The organism is Streptomyces sp. G-G2, from assembly GCF_030063135.1.
Taxonomy (GTDB): domain Bacteria; phylum Actinomycetota; class Actinomycetes; order Streptomycetales; family Streptomycetaceae; genus Streptomyces.
Map to the genome: position 1 here is coordinate 11,875 of NZ_JASISO010000005.1, position 16,394 is coordinate 28,268.

Annotated in this window: 19 protein-coding genes and 1 pseudogene; 11 read left to right on the top strand and 9 right to left on the bottom strand. The window is 72.8% G+C overall.

What is annotated here, in order from left to right:
• Positions 1–213: 213 nt before the first annotated feature.
• Positions 214–714 carry a VOC family protein gene (locus QMF80_RS05635; RefSeq protein ID WP_283450079.1) on the bottom strand — a complete coding sequence of 167 codons (501 nt, stop codon included), beginning with the start codon at positions 712–714 and terminating at the stop codon, positions 214–216.
• 155 nt (positions 715–869) lie between these two features.
• Between QMF80_RS05635 and QMF80_RS05640 the strand changes: the two genes are divergently transcribed.
• The gene (locus QMF80_RS05640; protein ID WP_283450081.1) at positions 870–1,379 is read left to right on the top strand and encodes a cupin domain-containing protein; all 510 of its coding nucleotides are present in this window, start codon (positions 870–872) and stop codon (positions 1,377–1,379) included.
• Positions 1,380–1,442: 63 nt separating this feature from the next.
• Here QMF80_RS05640 and QMF80_RS05645 read toward each other — a convergent pair whose 3' ends face one another.
• Positions 1,443–2,504, bottom strand: a complete 1,062-nt coding sequence (locus QMF80_RS05645; protein WP_283450083.1) for an ArsR/SmtB family transcription factor — start codon at positions 2,502–2,504, stop codon at positions 1,443–1,445.
• Between the two features lie 98 nt (positions 2,505–2,602).
• Between QMF80_RS05645 and QMF80_RS05650 the strand changes: the two genes are divergently transcribed.
• Positions 2,603–3,529 carry an aldo/keto reductase gene (locus QMF80_RS05650; protein WP_283450085.1) on the top strand — a complete coding sequence of 309 codons (927 nt, stop codon included), beginning with the start codon at positions 2,603–2,605 and terminating at the stop codon, positions 3,527–3,529.
• A 179-nt stretch (positions 3,530–3,708) separates the two neighbouring features.
• Positions 3,709–3,981, top strand: a complete 273-nt coding sequence (locus tag QMF80_RS05655) for a hypothetical protein (RefSeq protein ID WP_283450087.1) — start codon at positions 3,709–3,711, stop codon at positions 3,979–3,981.
• Between the two features lie 632 nt (positions 3,982–4,613).
• On the opposite strand, the pseudogene bla reads toward QMF80_RS05655, so the two are convergent.
• Positions 4,614–5,334, bottom strand: a pseudogene (gene bla / locus QMF80_RS05660) (class A beta-lactamase).
• A 550-nt stretch (positions 5,335–5,884) separates the two neighbouring features.
• Between bla and QMF80_RS05665 the strand changes: the two are divergent.
• Positions 5,885–7,195 (top strand): GNAT family N-acetyltransferase, encoded by a 1,311-nt coding sequence (locus QMF80_RS05665; protein ID WP_283450089.1) that lies wholly within the window; start codon positions 5,885–5,887, stop codon positions 7,193–7,195.
• A gap of 218 nt (positions 7,196–7,413) precedes the next feature.
• On the opposite strand, the gene QMF80_RS05670 is transcribed toward QMF80_RS05665, so the two are convergent.
• Positions 7,414–8,082, bottom strand: a complete 669-nt coding sequence (locus tag QMF80_RS05670; protein WP_283450091.1) for a TetR/AcrR family transcriptional regulator — start codon at positions 8,080–8,082, stop codon at positions 7,414–7,416.
• An 80-nt stretch (positions 8,083–8,162) separates the two neighbouring features.
• Between QMF80_RS05670 and QMF80_RS05675 the strand changes: the two genes are divergently transcribed.
• Together QMF80_RS05675 and QMF80_RS05680 are read left to right on the top strand one after the other, a co-directional pair.
• Positions 8,163–8,435, top strand: coding sequence for a hypothetical protein (locus QMF80_RS05675; protein WP_283450093.1), 273 nt, complete (start codon positions 8,163–8,165; stop codon positions 8,433–8,435).
• On the top strand, positions 8,432–8,593 hold the full coding sequence (locus QMF80_RS05680) for a hypothetical protein (protein ID WP_283450095.1): 162 nt from the start codon (positions 8,432–8,434) through the stop codon (positions 8,591–8,593). The genes QMF80_RS05675 and QMF80_RS05680 overlap by 4 nt, the downstream gene beginning before the upstream one ends.
• A 104-nt stretch (positions 8,594–8,697) precedes the next feature.
• Here the strand turns inward: QMF80_RS05680 and QMF80_RS05685 are convergent, their stop codons facing one another.
• Positions 8,698–8,901, bottom strand: a complete 204-nt coding sequence (locus QMF80_RS05685; RefSeq protein WP_283450097.1) for a hypothetical protein — start codon at positions 8,899–8,901, stop codon at positions 8,698–8,700.
• 157 nt (positions 8,902–9,058) lie between these two features.
• Here QMF80_RS05685 and QMF80_RS05690 point away from each other — a divergent pair, with 157 nt between their 5' ends.
• The 5 genes from QMF80_RS05690 to QMF80_RS05710 all read left to right on the top strand — a co-directional run bounded on the left by QMF80_RS05690 (position 9,059) and on the right by QMF80_RS05710 (position 11,961).
• Positions 9,059–9,265 (top strand): hypothetical protein, encoded by a 207-nt coding sequence (locus QMF80_RS05690; protein ID WP_283450099.1) that lies wholly within the window; start codon positions 9,059–9,061, stop codon positions 9,263–9,265.
• A 90-nt stretch (positions 9,266–9,355) separates the two neighbouring features.
• Positions 9,356–9,811 carry an SRPBCC domain-containing protein gene (locus tag QMF80_RS05695; protein WP_283450101.1) on the top strand — a complete coding sequence of 152 codons (456 nt, stop codon included), beginning with the start codon at positions 9,356–9,358 and terminating at the stop codon, positions 9,809–9,811.
• Complete coding sequence (locus QMF80_RS05700) at positions 9,808–10,197, top strand: ArsR/SmtB family transcription factor (RefSeq protein WP_283450103.1); 390 nt, start codon at positions 9,808–9,810, stop codon at positions 10,195–10,197. Before QMF80_RS05695 ends, QMF80_RS05700 begins: the two co-directional genes overlap by 4 nt.
• A 200-nt stretch (positions 10,198–10,397) precedes the next feature.
• The gene (locus QMF80_RS05705) at positions 10,398–11,252 is read left to right on the top strand and encodes an arylamine N-acetyltransferase family protein (RefSeq protein WP_283450105.1); all 855 of its coding nucleotides are present in this window, start codon (positions 10,398–10,400) and stop codon (positions 11,250–11,252) included.
• Between the two features lie 118 nt (positions 11,253–11,370).
• Positions 11,371–11,961 carry a GNAT family N-acetyltransferase gene (locus tag QMF80_RS05710; protein ID WP_283450107.1) on the top strand — a complete coding sequence of 197 codons (591 nt, stop codon included), beginning with the start codon at positions 11,371–11,373 and terminating at the stop codon, positions 11,959–11,961.
• On the opposite strand, the gene QMF80_RS05715 is transcribed toward QMF80_RS05710, so the two are convergent.
• From QMF80_RS05715 to QMF80_RS05730, 4 genes are all read right to left on the bottom strand, one after another.
• The gene (locus tag QMF80_RS05715; protein WP_283450109.1) at positions 11,948–12,577 is read right to left on the bottom strand and encodes a TOPRIM nucleotidyl transferase/hydrolase domain-containing protein; all 630 of its coding nucleotides are present in this window, start codon (positions 12,575–12,577) and stop codon (positions 11,948–11,950) included. The two genes, QMF80_RS05710 and QMF80_RS05715, sit on opposite strands and share 14 nt — an antisense overlap.
• 129 nt (positions 12,578–12,706) lie before the next feature.
• Positions 12,707–13,444 carry a class I SAM-dependent methyltransferase gene (locus QMF80_RS05720; protein WP_283450111.1) on the bottom strand — a complete coding sequence of 246 codons (738 nt, stop codon included), beginning with the start codon at positions 13,442–13,444 and terminating at the stop codon, positions 12,707–12,709.
• 33 nt (positions 13,445–13,477) lie between these two features.
• Positions 13,478–14,179: an aspartate/glutamate racemase family protein gene (locus QMF80_RS05725; RefSeq protein ID WP_283450113.1), complete on the bottom strand. Its 702-nt coding sequence runs from the start codon at positions 14,177–14,179 to the stop codon at positions 13,478–13,480.
• 180 nt (positions 14,180–14,359) lie between these two features.
• Positions 14,360–16,318 (bottom strand): S53 family peptidase, encoded by a 1,959-nt coding sequence (locus tag QMF80_RS05730; protein WP_283450115.1) that lies wholly within the window; start codon positions 16,316–16,318, stop codon positions 14,360–14,362.
• Positions 16,319–16,394: the final 76 nt, after the last annotated feature.

A 16,394-nucleotide genomic window follows, 5' to 3' on the forward strand; every position in this document is an offset into this window, starting at 1 on the left:
CTACCCGCGCCACCGGAATGCTCACCGGGCATTCGGCAGAACCGGAACATGACGGCGTGGCGGTGGCGACGCTGCGGGGACCGGTCCGGGCCAGGGCGCTGATCACCGGGTGGGTCACTCGTCGACGGCTGGGCCCAGGTTCTCCGTCAGGCTCCGGTACAGCCCGGTCCGCGAGCTCCGCGGTTCCCGGGCCACGGAAGTCTGTGGCGTCGTTCAGCTGGGAGAGCCCGCCGCCGAGCCGGTCTTGAGGTCCGTGCCCCAGCGGGTGATCGCCGCGGGCAGGTCGAGGGGGCCGGGGCGGGTTTCGGTGTCCTGCGACGGCCAGTCCTCGCGAGGGACGCGCCACATCAGTTCGAACTCGTTGCCGTCCGGGTCCTTGGCGTAGAAGGACTTCGAGACCAGGTGGTCCGTCGCGCCGACCAGCGAGCCCAGCTCGCCGAGCTTCTGGCCCAGTTCCGCCAGCTCGCCGAGGGTGCCGACCTCCCAGGCCAGGTGATAGAGGCCGACGCGGCCCTGTTCGGGGCCGGGGGCGTCGGCGCCGAGCGCGAAGAGGCCGAGGTCGTGGTCGTTGAGGCTGCCGGGGGCGCTGAGGAAGGCGGCGCGGCCGGGGATGAGGTGGTCGACCTGGAAGCCGAAGACGTCGGTGTAGAAGGCGACGGAGCGGTCGACGTCACGGATCCAGAGCACGGCGTGGTTCAGGCGGCGGACGGACACGGCGGGTCTCCTGCGGGGTGCGTGGTGCGGGGTGCGTTGGTTCGCGCAGCATACAGTTCAAATTCGAACTACTCCTTGAGGGCGGGTAATGGCCCACTCGATCGCGCGCTCAATTGGCCTGGTCAGGGGCATTTCCAAGATCGTAAACTTGAGGCATGACTCACCAGCCGTTCCAGCCCGTCCTGACACGTGGCGCCCATGCCGAGACCTGTGCCGACCCCAGTAGTGTCATGACCCTGCTCGCCGACTCGGACAGCACCGCCGACGGTTTCACCACCTACCGGTCCACCTTCGCCGAAGGGGCTGTGGGGGCGCCCGCGCACTTCCACACCAAGGCGACGGAGCTGTTCTTCGTGATCAGCGGCTCGCTCCGGGTGCTGGTGGGGGAGGAGGTCACTGTGCTGGGGGCGGGGGACTTCCTGGCCGTGCCGCCCCACACGCCGCACGCCTTCGCGGCGGCGCCCGGCTCCGGGGCGGACGTCCTGTTCGTGTTCACGCCGGGCATGGGCCGGTTCGACTACCTGCGCCTGCTGGGCCGGGTGATGCGGGGCGAGGCCGACCCGAAGGAGATCGCCGAGTCGGCGGAGCGGTTCGACAACCACTACGTCGACAGCCCCGTCTGGCGCGCGGCGCTGGAGGAGGCGTCGGGGGAGGCGTCGGAGTGACGGTCGCCGACGCGGACGGCGACCGGCTGGTGTCGTGTGTGCCTACCTGGGTCTGAGGGGCGGCTACGCCGACGGGCTCGTGGCGGCGGCCTTCAGGAGGGTCTCGGCGGCGGCGGTGCGGGCGTAGAGCACGGAACGCCCGGCGCGGTGGCCGCTGATCAGCCCGGCGCCCCGCAGCGCGGTCAGGTGCTGGGACACCCCGGCCGGGGACAGGCCGGTGCGGTGGGCCAGTTGGGTGGTGGAGGCCGGACTGTCCAGCTCGGTCAGCAGGAGGGCGCGTGAGCGGCCGACCACGGCGGCCAGCGCGTCGGCGTCGGCGGCGGGCCCGGGGGCCCACAGCGAGCCGAGGCCGCGCGCCGGATAGGCGAGCTGTGGCGGTTCGGGCGGTGCGACGCGGGTCAGCAGGCGTGGCCCGGTGAAGGCGGAGGGGATCAGCAGCAGCCCGGATCCGGCCGTCGCCCGGGACAGGGAGTCCCCGCGGCGACCCAGGCGCAGCGCGTTGTCATCCCACCTGACCGAGGTGTGCAGGTCGTTGAGGAGGTGGACCGCGCCGTGTTCGGCGACCTGCCGGGCCCGGTGGAAGACGTCGGCGTCGAGCACGGCCCGGATCCGCGCCCAGTAGGGGGCCAGGGCGAGTTCCCAGTAGGTCCGGATCTCTTCGGTCAGCCGGTCCATGTGGGCGCGGGGCCGGGCGTACAGGGCGCGCAGGCGCGGGCCGAGGTCTCCCGGTGCCCGGTCTCCTCGTGCCTGGGTTCCCGGTACGCGGCTTCCTGGTGAGGGACTGCGCTGTTCGAGGCGCAGGCGGTCGAGGTCCTGGCGGATCCGGTCGGCGGGGACGGCCCGTATCGCGGCCAGTTCCGTCTCCAGCGTCGGGGCGGGCCCGGCCGGGGCCGGGTTGAGGAAGTCGGGGACGTAACTCTCGGGCCGGATCAGCTCGGCGAGCCACCCCCGCTCCAGCCCGGCGGCCGTGGCGCGGGGCCGTACCTGGTCGAGCCAGCGCTGGTGCAGGGGATGCGCGGAACCCGAGTTGAGCAGCTTGAAGCCGGTTCCGACCTCCCACATCGGTGAGACGGCGAAGCGCATCTGGGCCAGGTCGTCGGCGGAGAAGGTCAGTTGTGTTTCCACGCTTGCGAAACCGCCGCTTCCAGGTTGCCGTCATGCGTTCTGATTCACGCAGGTCTTAATCTTTCGCGGTCAGCATAGGGTGCGGTGATCATTCGGGCATGACTTCGGAAAACATCACCGCGGCGGCATCGGGTACCTGGAAGCTCGGCGACCTGGTCGTCAACCGGATCGGGTTCGGCGCGATGCGCCTCCCGCAGACCGGCGAGGCCTTCGCCGCCGGCGCCGAGCCGAGAGGCCGGGACCAGGCGATCGCCGTCCTGCACCGCGCGGTCGAACTCGGCGTGAACCACATCGACACGGCCGCTTTCTACTTCTCCGCGTTGCGCTCAGCCAACGAGCTGATCAACCGGGCGCTGGCCCCGTACACCGACGACCTCGTCATCACCACCAAGGTGGGTCCGGGACGCGATCCGTCGGGCGAGTGGATCGAGCACGCCACACCGGAGCTGCTGCGGGGCCAGGTGGAGGAGAACCTGCGCCAGCTCGGCCGCGACCACCTCGACGTGGTGAACCTGCGCATCCTCGGCACCGGTTCGATCGCCGACCGCTTCGGGGCGCTGGCCGAGTTGCGCGAGGCCGGGCTCATCCGCCACCTCGGGCTGTCCAACATCCAGCCGCACCACCTCGCCGAGGCCCAGGAGATCGCGCCCGTGGTCTGCGTGCAGAACAGGTACGGGATCGGCGTCCAGCCCGATCACGACGAGTTCGTGCGGGAATGCGGAAGGCAGGGCGTCGCGTTCGTGCCGTTCTACTCGATCGCGGGTACGGGCGCCCAGGCGGGCGTGATCGGCGAAGCGCAGGAGGCGGTCCGGGCCGTCGCCCGGGCCCACGGGGCGAGCACGGCGCAGATCCGGATCGCGTGGACGCTGCACCGGGGGCCGCACGTGCTGGCCATTCCGGGGACGGGGGATCCGGAGCATCTGGTGGCCAACGTGGCCGCTGGGGCCCTGCGGCTCTCGGCGGAGGAGCTCGGGACGCTGGACTCGCTTCACCACGCGGGAGAGGGCGAGGAGAAGGACGGATGAGGTGAGCGTGCCGGGTGCTGAGTGCCGCGTGCCGGATGGTGGCCTGTGGGGGCGGTGCCCCGTCCGGCGGATACGGTCCGCACACCCGGGGCTTGGCGCACGGGGCGGGCGCCAGGGGCGGGTGTAGGCCGTAGGGGGCGTGGGGTGTCACCACGCGGGCGCCCCCTCGTTGCACCTACATGACTGATCTCATGGTGCAGATCCCGGCGGACTGGCTGGCCCGGGCGTTCCTCTCGCTCCGCAAGGGCGCGTCGGCCGACGCACAGGCGCTGGCCGCCGAGCTGGCGCCCTTCACGGAGATGCCGGGCCAGCGCGTCCCGGTTCCCCGGGCCACGGTGCTGCGCACCGAACTGGCCCTGCGCGGGGAACTCGAACGCGCCGAGGAACACGGGCGCGGGGCGCGCCTGGCAAAGGAGGCCGCGTACCTGATCGAAGCCCGCCGCGGCGAGTAGGCCTGCCGCGGGGAAGTAGGCCCGGCGTAGTGGCAGGGGTGCCTGGCCGGGGCGCGGGCGTGTCCGTCGTCGCGCCGGCCGCGTGTACCGGTGCGGCCGGCCCCGTGCGTGGGAGATGACCACCGCCCGGGTGCGGTGCTCCAGCTGAGGCATGCGCGGGACGCAGGCCCCTGACCTCGGAGACCGGCAGGCGCGGTTCGCGGCGATCCGGGCGTGGCTCATGCCCGCGCCGAGCGGCGCCGGTAACCGTCGCTCGGCCCGTTCCGCAGCGCGAGCGGCTCGTCCACCCGCCAGGGCGGCCGGAGCCGCCGACCGGGGCGGGTCCCTCTGATCCGGAGGGCCCGCCCGGACCGGCGCCCCGGCGCCCCGGCGGACACGCCCGATACGAGGCCCAGCGGCAGCCGGCCGGGTGGCGGGGGCGAACGGCACGACCCGTGTGGGGCGCGGCCGAGCCGTCCTGATCGGCCCCGCCCGCCTCGGTCCCGCCTCGGTCCCGCGCCGCGCCATCCGCCGGCGGCGCGCCGCACGGGGTCCGGTCCAGCACCCGACGGGCCGGACCACCCGCTTGGTCTGGCGGAATCCACGCCCTCGCGCCGACCGGCTCATCGCGACGACGGTTCGCCGCGGTCCGGTCAGGCCAGTGCTCTTGCCAGCAGTGCGGCGGTTTCGGCGATCAGCGGGCTGTCGCCCGTCGCTTCGGGCTCGTGTTTCGTCGTCAGGACGGCCATGACGACGGGTGCGCGGTCCGGTGGCCAGGTGATGCCCGCGTCGTGGCTGGTCCCGTACTTCCCGCTCCCCGTCTTGTCCGCGACGGTCCAGCCGACGGGCAGGCCCGCCCGGAACTTCTCGCCCCCGGTGGTGTTGGCCAGCATCCAGCCGGTCAGCCGCTCACGGTCCCGCGGGTCGAGCGCCGCACCGAGGGCGAGGCGTGCGTAGGTCTGTCCGATGGCGCGGGGGCTGGTGCTGTCGGTCGCGCGCCACGGTTCGGCCGAGTTCAGCTCCGGCTCCCACCGGTCGAGCCGGGTGGTCCCGTCCCCGAGCGAGCGGCAGAACCGGGTGATCGCGGGGGGTCCTCCCAGCTCACGGAGGAGGAGGTTCGCGGCGGCGTTGCCGCTGTAGGAGAGGGAGGCGGCGCACAGCTCCGCGACGGGCATGCCGTTGGCGAGGTCGGGCGTACACCCCCAGCCGGGCGGAATGCCGCTGTTCGAGCGCCTTCAAGCGGCGTGACATCTCGTTCTCGCCGAGCGTGGAGGCGTAGGCGTTCCCGCTCATCGGTACGGCGGCGGCCAGTGCCGCTCCCGCCCCCAGCGCGAGCAACGTGCGCCGGGACGAACCGGGTCCTGTGGTGTCCAAGGTGGTCCTCTCCCTTGATCAAGGAATATAAGGAATATAAGGAATTTTCCGTCATAGACGTGAAATCGTGAGGAATGGTTGCGCGTTGAGGAGGAATGCTTGCGCGTTGAGGGTGGGGAGCCGTCACCTTTCCACCTCTGCGCGTCCACCCGCACCGACAGCGGCCGGGCGCGGGGTGCTTCGGGGCTCGGGGAGTTCGGGTGCTGCCCGACCGACAGCTGGTGACCCGCGCGATCCCGCTCGGTGCGCCGCGCCCGCAGGGCCGGATGCCGCCGCGCGGTACTTCGTACGCGCTGCCGAGCCCCACGCCCACCCGGACCGGCTGCGGCGTCGCCCCGAACCGGCCAAAGAAGGGTCGGGAGCCGCGGCGCTGAATTGCGTGACGCGGCTGTCGTGAGGCCATGGATAGCAAGGCGTGGCCGCGGGTCAAGCGGCTGAATCCAAGGGGTGCATCAGATGGCGTGAAGCGGCCTCACCCTCTGTGAACATGCGGTTTCGATTGATAGAGAGGGGCGGCGACCGACTATCGGACTCCAGAAGGGTGCAGACGATGTCCTCGTCGACCACGCGCGCCACCTCCGTCCCTCGCGCTGTCACGCCCGTCCGCGCGCCCGTCTGGGACGTCCGGGCCCTGCTGTCCGAGGAGTGGGACGCCTTCTACGCCGCCGTCCTCGACGCGTTCCACGAGACCGAGCCCGCTCAGGCGACGGCCCTGTGGAGGCGTCTGGGTGAGCCCGAGCGCTGCGTGGTCGTGCGCGACGGTGCCCACCTCGTCGGCACGGCGGGGATCTTCTCGTTCCGGATGACCGTCCCCGGTGGGCAGTTGGTCCCGGCCGCGGGCGTGACGATGGTCGGCGTACGCCCCACGCACCGCCGCCGCGGCATGCTCGCCGACCTGATGCGCCACCAGCTGGAGTCCCTCCAGCGCCAGGGTGAACCCCTCGCCGTGCTGACCGCCTCCGAGGCGCCCGTCTACGAACGCTTCGGCTACGGCGTCGCGGCCCGCCGGCTCTCCCTCGACGTACAGTCCCGCCGGCTCTCCCTGCGCGTGCCCGCCGCCGACGAGGTGACGCTGACCCTCGAAGACCCGTACGCGGCACTGGATCTCACCGAGGAGCTGTACGCCCGCCAGGTCCCGGCCCGCCCCGGCATGCTGGCCCGCGCCCCCGGCTGGGAGCACCTGCCGCTGCTGGACCCGCCCGCGACTCGCGCGGGCGCCCGCCCCCTGGAGTGCGTCGTCGCGCGGATCGACGGCAGGGCCGCCGGCTACGCCCGCTACACGGTGACGGTCGAGTGGTCCGCCCTGAACACCGCCCAGGGCACCGTCCGCGTCCGCGACATCGAAGCCACCGACCCGCGCGCCTACGCGGCCCTGTGGCGTTTCCTGCTCGACACCGACCTCACCTCGCGGCTGCTGGCCCCCAACCGCCCCGTGGACGAAGCCCTGCTGCACCTGGTCTCGGACGTACGCCGCTGCGCGCCCACCGTGCTGGACAGCCTCTACGTCCGCGTCGTCGACGCGCCGGTCGCGCTGACCGCCCGTTCCTACGCCGCCCCGCTCGACGTGGTCCTCGACCTCGACGACCGCCAGGCCCCCTGGAACCGGGGCCGCTGGCGGCTGAGCGGCGGGGCCGCCGGAGCCGTGTGCGCCCGTACGTACGACACCCCGGACCTCTCGCTGGACGCCGCCGCCCTCGGTTCCGCCTACCTGGGCGGCACCACCCTGACCGAACTGGCCGCGGCGGGGCGGGTCCGCGAGCACACCCCGGGCGCCCTCGCGAGGGCCACCACGGCCTTCGCCTCCCCCGCGGCCCCGTGGCTCCCGCACAGCTTCTGCCGCTCCCTGCTGTCCCGTCTGTGAGCCACGGCGGGCCGCAGGGGCGGCGGGAGGCGCGAGGCCGTCCGGACGGCCGACGCGTCGATGCCCGTCCGCCGCGCGGCGGACGGCCAGCCCGGTGGCCAGTTCGGTGGCCACCTTCGGCCCGCTCGGACGCGGGCCGGCCTCGGTCCGGCGCCTGCGGGGACCGCGAGTGAGGGCATCGGGCGCAGGTAGCCGGTGAGGGAGCCCCGCGCGGCCCGTCAGCCGTCGGCCGTTCCGTTCCCGTCAGCCCCGTCAGCCCCGTCAGCCCCGTCCGGTTCGAGCCCGTCGAGATGCGCCCGGAGCGCCGCGACGCAGTCAGCCGCGCTCACCAGCTCCGGATGCAGCACCGCGTTGAAACCCAGCCCGTCCAGCAGGGCCCACAACCGCACGGTCTCGGTCTCCAGGTCGATGCCCGCCCGCAGGGCCCCGGACCGGGCCAGCCCGGCGAGGACCCGCCCGATGAGCGCCCTGGTGCCGACGGCGGCGTCCCGGGCGGGTCCGGCCAGCGCCGGGTTCGTCCTGGCGGCCGTCGCGAACTCGACGAACACGGTGACCTCGGCGCGGCGCACGTCATCGAGGGGCAGCAGCTCCTCCAGCAGGCCCGCCACCACCTCCCGCCGCTCCGGGCGAGGACGCGCCCCAAGGTTGGCGGCGGCGTCGACGTGCCGGAGCAGCCGCCCGCTGACCCGGTCCACCATCGACCGCATCGCGAACAGCATCAGCTCCTGGTGAGTGGCGAAGTAGTGCCGCACCGACCCGATGTTCAGGCCCGCCTCGTCGGCGACATTGCGCAGGGAGGCCTGTTGCAGCCCGTCCCTGATCGCGACCCGGAAGAGGGCGTCGACCACCTCCAGGCGGCGGGCGGCGGGATCTACGACCTTGGGCATGTCTCTTTCTATCACGACCGTGATACGTTGGTTTTGTATCACGGTCGTGATATTTCCCGAAGGAACATTTGGGAGGAACCATGGAAACGGTCCTCAACCTGCTGCTCATCAGGTTCGCCGTGGTCGTCGGCGGTCTGGTCGTGCTGGCCCTGGTCGTCTTCGCGATCGCGCTGGCCCTCAAGCGCCGGGGCAAGGGCGAGCTGGACGCCGTACGCCGCCGCGCGACCCCCCTCGCACGCGAGGCCGGGCGGCTCCTCACCCGGCGGGCCCTCTCCCGTGGCCGCCAGGGCCTCGGCGGGCGCGGAGGCGAACGTGGACGGGAGCGCGGGCGCGGGCGGGGCGCCCGGTGGTGACCGCCGCGCAGGGCGAGGCGGGCGAACTGGCTCACCAGCTCGTCATCGACTACCTCGTCAAGGGCGCGATCCTGGCCGCGGCGCTGATGATCCTGCTGGTGGGCATGGCGCTCATGTGGAAGAAGGCGGGGCGCAAAGGGCGCGGCCATGACCGTTGACGATGCGTCAGAAATGCCTGAAACGGCCCTGACTGGGGGTCTTCCCGCCGTGCACTGGCCGGGTAGTGGGCCCCCCGTACGCCGGCGCAGACTCGGGATCAGGCTCAACGCGCGGGCAAGGCGAGGGGGCGTGAGGCGACCCAACGCGCGATGGACGCCCTGGTGGCCGCCGGAATCAGCCGGTACTCGGCCTCCGGAAACCCGCCCCCGGCCAGCCGGTTCACCGCGAACCCCGCGACCAGGACCCCCGCGAGTGCGACGGCGACGATCGCGATCACCCTCCCGGTGCGGCTGCGTCCGGGGGGCACGGCATTAGGGCATCACTCCCGCGGTCCGGACCTCGGGCGTCCCGTTCCGTCGCCGCGCAGCGCCGCGCCCCGGCCCCGTCCGTCTGAGAGGATCGACGACTGCGGGGAGTGGGGCCGAGGAAGTAATCAGAGGTGCGGAGATGCGGAGTTGGGGAGCATGACGGTTCTGTTGCTGGTCGGCGTCCTGGTGCTCGTCGTCGGCGGATGCGCGTGTGTGGTGTGGGCGGAGCGAGGCGGTCCCCGTTGGGCCCGCGTCGTGGCCACCGCGACGCTCGCCGCGGGCGAAGTGCTGCGGGTTACGCGGAAGAGCCGCCGTCGCGGGCTGCGCGGGAACAATGACGGTGGTGGCGGGGACGGAGGATAGGACCCTTTCGCGCAACCCCAAGGTTGCGTCTGTGGGCGCCATGTGCAACTCTGGGGTTGCATTCAACCGTGGCGATGAAGGAGTCCTCAGATGAGCGAGAACCGGATCGAGCGCGAAACCCTGATCGAAGCCTCCCTGGAGCGGGTGTGGTCGCTGGTGGCGCGACCCGGCTTCTGGGTGGCCGACGAGGAGGGCCTGACCGCCATCGGCACCGGCACGGCCGAGGAGGGTGAAGTGAGCCTGGTGAGGAACGCCGAGTACGGCGAATTCCCGGTGCGGGTGGAGAAGGTCGAGCCGCCGACGTACCTGGCGTACCGCTGGGCCAGCGCGTTCCCCGGGCAGGAACTGCGCGAGGACAACAGCACCCTCGTGGAATTCACCCTCACCCAGGAGGGGGACGGGACGCGGCTGCGCGTCGTCGAGAGCGGATTCGCGGGGCTGGCCGGGTCCGAGGAGCTGCGCGGCCGCGCGCTGAAGGACAACACCGGCGGCTGGCCGCAGGTGCTGGAGGCGTTCAAGAAGCGCGTCGAACAGCCGTCGGCGTGACGGACGAACGACCCGCCGCCGGTCCCGTCGACGGCGGCGGTCACGGCGACGAGGTGGTGGACGGCGTCCTCGCCGCCCTGGCGGACCCCACGCGCCGCAAGCTGCTCGATCTGCTCGCCGTGCGGGGCGAGGTCAGCGCGACGACGCTCGCCGAAGGCCTGCCCGTATCGCGGCAAGCGGTGGTCAAGCACCTCGCCGTCCTGGACGCCGCCGGGCTGGTCTCCGGCAACCGGGTCGGACGCGAGGTGCGCTATGCGGTGCGCCCTGCGGCACTGGACGCGACGGCCCGGTGGATGGCCACGCTCGCCGCCGACTGGGACCGTCGACTGGCCACCGTCAAGCGCATCGCCGAGGCGGCGGAACGGACCGGCCCCGTAGGCCCTTGAGCGGACGCGATCAGCGCCACCAGGCGCTGGGTCCAGCAGGCGCACTGTTCGGTGGCGACGTCCGCACCGCAGCCGGCGCAGACCTGGCCCACGGGCGGAATAGCCGCACGGCGAAGATCGTTCCACAGGTCGTACGGAGACCGACGTGATGCGACGTGACGCGGTGTGGCGTGACGCGATGACGCGAGGAGACCTACCGCATGTGGAACGGCGACGCACTCGACCTCGATGCCTATCTGGCCCACCTCGGCTACGAGGGTGACCGCACTCCTTCCCTGGCCACGCTGCGCGCCCTGCACCGCGCGCACGTCCTCTCCGTGCGCTGGGAGAACCTGGAGGCGGTGTTGCGCAAGTACCGTCCGCTCGACCTCCCGTCGGTCCAGGCCAAGCTGATCGGCAGCCCGCGCGGCGGTACCTGTTTCGAGCACATCACGCTCTACGCGGCGGCTCTGGAGCGCCTCGGCTTCCGGTTCCTGACGGTCCAGGGCCGGGTCCAGATGGGTGCGACCAGTGTCCGGCCCGCGACGCACGCCATGGTGATCGTCGAGCTGGAGGGCAAGCGATGGCTCAGCGACGTCGGGTTCGGGGCGAGCCCGCTGGAGCCCATCGAGCTGACCGACGCGACGGATACGACGGACGGCGTGTGGGCGTACCGGCTGCGGCGCGGGGAGATCACCCCGGGCGCCGACGGGTGGACGCTCTACCAGCCGACGCGCGAGGGCGACGGCCAGGTCGACACCACGGGCGACGGGTGGATGGCCCGGCACACCTTCACGCTCAACCCGCAGTACCCGGCCGACCTCCGGGTGTCGAACCACTTCGGTGCCAGCAGCCCGCACACGCCCTTCAGTACCCGTGTGTTCGTGCAGCGCGTACGACCGGACCGGCTGGACTACTTGGACAACCGTCTGCTCACCACGGTCCGCCCCGGTGTCCCCGGCCCGCCCGAGACGCGGGAGCTGGCGCCGGACGACGTACTCGCGGTACTGGCCGACACCTTCGGGATCGAGCTGTCGGCGGCGGACTCCGCGCTGCTCCTGACCACACTCGCCTGAACCGCTCAGCGACGCGACGGCCGCCCCGGTGGCGTGGGCGAGGGCTGCCCCGTCAGACCCGCCGTAGCCGGCGTCGTGCGCCCGCCGGGGATCACGGGACAGCCCTTAGGGTCGGTCCATGACATCCACGGGCCCGTACGATCCCGGCCGGCTCTCCCCACCCACCCCGAGCCCCGGCGTGCGGCGGCGCTCGTACGCCGACCCGGTCCAGGGGGTCGGAGTCGCGCTCCACGTGATCTCCCCGGACGCCGCCGCCGACCTGTACGCGGGCGGTGACGGTGGTTTCGCCTGGGCCGGGGACGGCCCCGACGAAGGCACCCGCATCGCCTCCGGGATGCTGGGCCTGGCCCGGGAGGTCGGGGAGTACCGGCCGGGCTGGGGCCCGTACGCGATCGTCCGGCTGCGTGACCGGCGCGCCATCGGCGGGATCGGCTTCCACGGACCGCCCGACCCCGACGGTCACGTGGAGATCGGCTACGACCTCGTCCCCTCGGCCCGCGGCCACGGCCACGCCACCGAGGCGCTGCGCGCCCTGGCCGCCTGGGCCTTCGCGCAGCCCGGGCTGACGGAGCTGCACGCCACGGTCGCCGAAGGGAACCTCCCTTCCCACGCGGTGCTCGCCCGGACCGGCTTCCGGCGGGTGGGCGCGGGGGAGGACGGCGTCCGCTACGTGCTGCGTGCCAGGCCCGTGGACGTCAGCGGCTCGTGAGGCTCGTGAGGAGGTCGTCCAGCGGGGCCGGGACCTGTGCGGGGCCGAGGGCCTCGACGAGCAGGCGGCCGTAGCGGATCTTGCGGCCCTTCTTCGTGCCGAGAAAGCGCCGCAATTGCTGGTGCCGGGGCCGACCGTGCTGCGCGGGCTGGCGCAGGAAGGTCTCCCAGGCGCGGAGGTCGTCGCCCTCGGCCCGGACGGTCTCCTCGGCCCGCGTGGTGCCCAGCGCGCGGATGAGCTCGTCCTCCAGGTCCGCCACGCACACGAAGAAGTCCTGTCGCGGCGCCCGGGCCCGTTCCAGCCCGCGGTCGTAGAAGCCCCGCTCGTTCGCGTCGCACAGCCCGGCCAGGCGCAGGCCGAGGCCGGGTGGCCCGAGGAGGCCCGCATAGCGGGCGATGCTCATGGCCCCGCCCATCGGTACGACGCACACGCCCTCGGCGGCGAGGTCCCGGCCGCGCTGTCCGGCCAGCGCCTCAACGGCCTCGACATCACTCGGCCCTTCCAGCAGCACCGCCGTCCGCACCCCCAGCCGCACGGCCAGCTCACCCGCCGGTTCGCCGGGACCGCCGGTCGCCCAGCTGCTGATCGCGTCCTGGAATGCCCGCATGTCCGCCATGCGGCGAGTCTGCACCTTCACGGACGCGAGGGCACGGAAATATCCGACGGCGACGACTGTCCCGATGGTGACGTCGGTCCCGAGGGTCCCGGCGCGCCGGGCGCCCGGCCGGGCCGGAAGATGTCCCCGCTACCCCGGCTTCCGGGCCATCACATACGCCTGCCGACCCTGCACCGGCTTCTCCTGCTCGGTCGGCTCGCGGACCATCCGGGCGTCGACGGGCAGCCCGGCCCGGTCCAGCAGCTCGGCGACGCGGTCGGGGGAGACCCAGTAGACATCGAGGGAGAGGTCGTGCCCGTACGCGTTCTCCAAGTGCCTGATCTTGTCACCGGCCTTGAAGCCCAGCAGCAGGTGGCCGCCCGGGGCCAGCACGCGGTGGAACTCCGCGAACACCACCGGCAGCAGCTCCGGCGGGGTGTGGACGGTCGAGTACCAGGCGAGGACGCCGCCGAGTACACCGTCCGCCAGGTCCAGGGCGGTCATCGATCCCTCGTCGAACCGCAGGTTTGGATGCGCGCGCCGGGCGACCGCCACGGTCTCCGGCGACAGGTCGATGCCGAACGCGCGCACCCCGAGGGCGTGCAGATGCGCCGTCACGTGACCGGGCCCGCAGCCGAGGTCGGCGACCGGGCCGGCCTCGGCGCCCCGTGTGAGTTCGGCGAACGCGCTGATCATCGCGCGGCCGTACAGGTCGGTCTCGAACGTGGGCGGCACGAGCTGGGCGTAGGAGGCGGCAACGGTGTCGTAGGCCGCCCGCGTGGCCCGCAGGTACGCCGGACAGGGCGGACCGGCCGGGTGGGCCGAGGACGCGGGCTGGGCCGAGGACGCCGTCAGGGCGGTGGGGGCCGGGTGGGCCGGTTCGGTCATGGCAGACGACGGTAGCGCCGGGCGGCGCCTGTGTCAGCAGCCGGGGACGGACAGGGCCGCCTGCACGGCGGCCTCGGCGTGCAGGCGTGCGGTGGGGAAGACCAGGACCGGGCTGTCCTCGGGGCCGATGAGCAGCTCGATCTCGGTACAGCCCAGGATGACGCCTTCCGCTCCGGCCGCGACCAGGTCCTCGATGACCGTGCGGTACGCGGCGCGCGAGTCCTCCCGTACGACCCCCAGGCACAGTTCCTCATAGATCACCCGGTGGACGAGCGCGCGCCCCTCGGCGTCCGGGACGCGCACGGCGAGCCCTCCCGCTTCGAGGCGGCCCCGGTAGAAGTCCTGCTCCATGGTGAAGGCGGTACCGAGCAGTCCGACCGTCCGCACGCCCGAAGCGCGCACGGCGTCGGCGGTGGCGTCGGCCAGGTGCAGGAGCGGGACGGTGATCGCCGCTTCCACCTGGTCGGCGACCTTGTGCATGGTGTTCGTGCAGATGAGCACCAGGTCGGCGCCCGCCGCCTCCAGTGCCTGCGCGGCCGCCGCCAGGGTGACACCGGCCTCCGCCCAGCGGCTCTGGACCTGAAGCTCCTCGATCTCCGCGAAGTCCACCGAGTACAGGACGCAGCGGGCCGAGTGGAGCCCGCCGAGGCGCTCGCGCGTGAGCTCGTTCAGCAGGCGGTAGTACTCCGCCGTCGACTCCCAGCTCATTCCGCCGATCAGCCCGATCGTCTTCATCGCCGCGAACTCCTCATGCCGAATGCCGACAGGAGCGGGCTTCCACACCACAGGCACCGGCCCGCCTCCATAAGGCATCAATGGTCTCACGTGGCGGTCCATAAGGATTGCTTTGATGGGTGCCCTGCACGCGACGCGGGCGCACTCCGCCCGCGTCGCGCGCACAGGGGACCCGATCCGTCAGCGCAGGTACGGGAACCGGTACGAGTCCACGTAGCCCGGCGCCGGGGAGCCGACGCCGGTCACCACGTCGTAGCCGGTCAGCGCGGGCAGCGAGCTGTCCTTGCCCAGGCTGCGCACCGAGGTCAGTACGCCTTCCGAGGCGTCGGCGGTGTTGGCGAAGTCGTTGCGGGCCACCGCCAGATCGCGGTTCTTGCCCAGCGGGTGGTCCGTCACGTCGTGGTAGAGCGGGGAGCCGTAGCGGGCGTAGATGCCCGGGTTGGCGAAGCCGATCGGCAGGTGGCGGGCCTGCTGGGCCAACGCCTGAACGCCCGCGATGACCGGAGCGGCCAGCGAGGTGCCGCCGATGCGGTACTCGTCGTACGACACCGATCCGTTCGGCCAGGTCTGCGTCTGGCCGACCAGGAAGCCGGTGTTGGGGTCGGCGATGGCCGCGATGTCGGGCACGGTGCGCATCCGGGTGGCGCCGTTCGCCTTGGCGAGCGCGTCGGGCACCACGCCCCGCTGGTACGACGGCTGGCGGACGGCGCCGCTGGTGCCGCCGCCCGCGCCGCTGGTGTAGTTGCCCGGGAAGCCGGTCCAACTGGCCCCGTCCGCGGCCAGGGTGGCCTTGAGGGTGCCCCAGCCGGTCTCGAACTGGTAGGTGTTGTGCTGGCCCACGGCGAGCGAGGTGCCGCCGACCGCCGTCACCCAGGCCGAGTTGGCCGGGGTGTCGACCTGCTTGGTGCCGGTGTTGGCCACCTCGTCGCCGTTGTCACCGGAGGAGAAGTAGAAACCGATGCCCTCGATGGCGCCGAGCTTGAAGGTCTGGTCGTACGCGGCGGCGATGTCCGGGGTCTCGTTGGCCTCGATGTCGCCCCACGAGTTGGAGACGATGTCGGCGAGGCGCTTGTCGACGACCTTGTTGAGCGCGTCGAGCAGGTCCGGGTCGTTGCAGGAGGCGCCCGCGACGTAGACGACGTCCGCGTCCGGGGCGACCGCGTGCACGGCCTCGACGTCGAGGGTCTCCTCGCCGTACCAGCCGGACGCGTCGCAGTCCTCGGTGTGCGTGTACTCGGCGGGGGTGACCTGGCTCAACTGGCCCCGCCGATAGGACTTGTCGGCGTTGCGACCCGCGTACTTCTGCGCGTCCGCCGCGATCGTCGGGGAGGCGTAGGCGTCGGTGATGGCGACGGTCACGCCCTTGCCGGTGTAGCCGCCCGCACCGTAGGCCGCGCGCAGCTGCTGCCCGGTGTAGCCCTTGACGGCGTAGGGGACCTTCGCGCCGTACGCGTCCGGCAGGGTGCTCGCCAGGTTCGAGCCGTAGTAGGAGGAGAAGGGGCCCGCGTTGCGGAAGCCGGCGCCGGGCCCGGGGAGGGTGTCCTGGTGGGTGGAGCGGTGCGGCGCGTTGTCCAGGCCGGTCACCGTGAGGACCGCGTTGGCGAGCGCGCCGGGTGCGGAGGGGGTGGTGGCCGGGGCCCGGTAGGTCGCGCCGCCCTTGCGGAAGTCGTGCAGCTGCGTGGCGAACGCCCGCTGGGCCGCGGCCACATCGCCGGATACGGCTATGTAGTGCTGGTCGGAGCCGGTGACGGTGAGCCCGGCGCCCTGGAGCCACTGCGTGACCGCCTTGACCTGCTCGGCGGTGGCGCCGAAGCGCTGCTGGGTCTGCTCCGGGGTCAGGTACGTGCCGTAGGAGGGCGACTTCGGGTCCGAGACGGCCGCGGCGTACGCGGTGAGACCCTGCGGGTCCCGGCCCGCGAGGTACACCCGGGCGTCGACCCGGGCGGACTGGGCGGCGCCGCCCTGGTCGGCGGAGTCCGAGGCCCAGCCGGGCCGGGCGCCCTCCAGTGCCACCCGTCCGCCGGGCACCGGTGTGGCGGCCTGTGCGGACGGTAGCCCGAGGGCGAGCGCACCAGTGAGCAGCGGCAGCGCCGCCGCCATGACCACTGATGCGCGTCGCAGCGTGAGGCTGCTTCCCATGTCATCCCCTGTGGTGAGGCGTGCGTGAACTGCGCGCGGACGCGCAGCGGGTACCGCGCCACTCTTGTCAGGAACA

What these genes read in the sequence shown, in the direction of transcription:
- QMF80_RS05640 (WP_283450081.1), top strand. Translation starts at nt 870, where the DNA reads ATGACTCACCAGCCGTTCCAGCCCGTCCTGACACGTGGCGCCCATGCC.
- QMF80_RS05650 (WP_283450085.1), top strand. Translation starts at nt 2,603, where the DNA reads ATGACTTCGGAAAACATCACCGCGGCGGCATCGGGTACCTGGAAGCTC.
- QMF80_RS05655 (WP_283450087.1), top strand. Translation starts at nt 3,709, where the DNA reads ATGACTGATCTCATGGTGCAGATCCCGGCGGACTGGCTGGCCCGGGCG.
- QMF80_RS05665 (WP_283450089.1), top strand. Translation starts at nt 5,885, where the DNA reads ATGTCCTCGTCGACCACGCGCGCCACCTCCGTCCCTCGCGCTGTCACG.
- QMF80_RS05670 (WP_283450091.1), bottom strand. Translation starts at nt 8,082, where the DNA reads ATGCCCAAGGTCGTAGATCCCGCCGCCCGCCGCCTGGAGGTGGTCGAC.
- QMF80_RS05675 (WP_283450093.1), top strand. Translation starts at nt 8,163, where the DNA reads ATGGAAACGGTCCTCAACCTGCTGCTCATCAGGTTCGCCGTGGTCGTC.
- QMF80_RS05690 (WP_283450099.1), top strand. Translation starts at nt 9,059, where the DNA reads ATGACGGTTCTGTTGCTGGTCGGCGTCCTGGTGCTCGTCGTCGGCGGA.
- QMF80_RS05695 (WP_283450101.1), top strand. Translation starts at nt 9,356, where the DNA reads ATGAGCGAGAACCGGATCGAGCGCGAAACCCTGATCGAAGCCTCCCTG.
- QMF80_RS05705 (WP_283450105.1), top strand. Translation starts at nt 10,398, where the DNA reads ATGTGGAACGGCGACGCACTCGACCTCGATGCCTATCTGGCCCACCTC.
- QMF80_RS05710 (WP_283450107.1), top strand. Translation starts at nt 11,371, where the DNA reads ATGACATCCACGGGCCCGTACGATCCCGGCCGGCTCTCCCCACCCACC.
- QMF80_RS05715 (WP_283450109.1), bottom strand. Translation starts at nt 12,577, where the DNA reads ATGGCGGACATGCGGGCATTCCAGGACGCGATCAGCAGCTGGGCGACC.
- QMF80_RS05720 (WP_283450111.1), bottom strand. Translation starts at nt 13,444, where the DNA reads ATGACCGAACCGGCCCACCCGGCCCCCACCGCCCTGACGGCGTCCTCG.
- QMF80_RS05725 (WP_283450113.1), bottom strand. Translation starts at nt 14,179, where the DNA reads ATGAAGACGATCGGGCTGATCGGCGGAATGAGCTGGGAGTCGACGGCG.
- QMF80_RS05730 (WP_283450115.1), bottom strand. Translation starts at nt 16,318, where the DNA reads ATGGGAAGCAGCCTCACGCTGCGACGCGCATCAGTGGTCATGGCGGCG.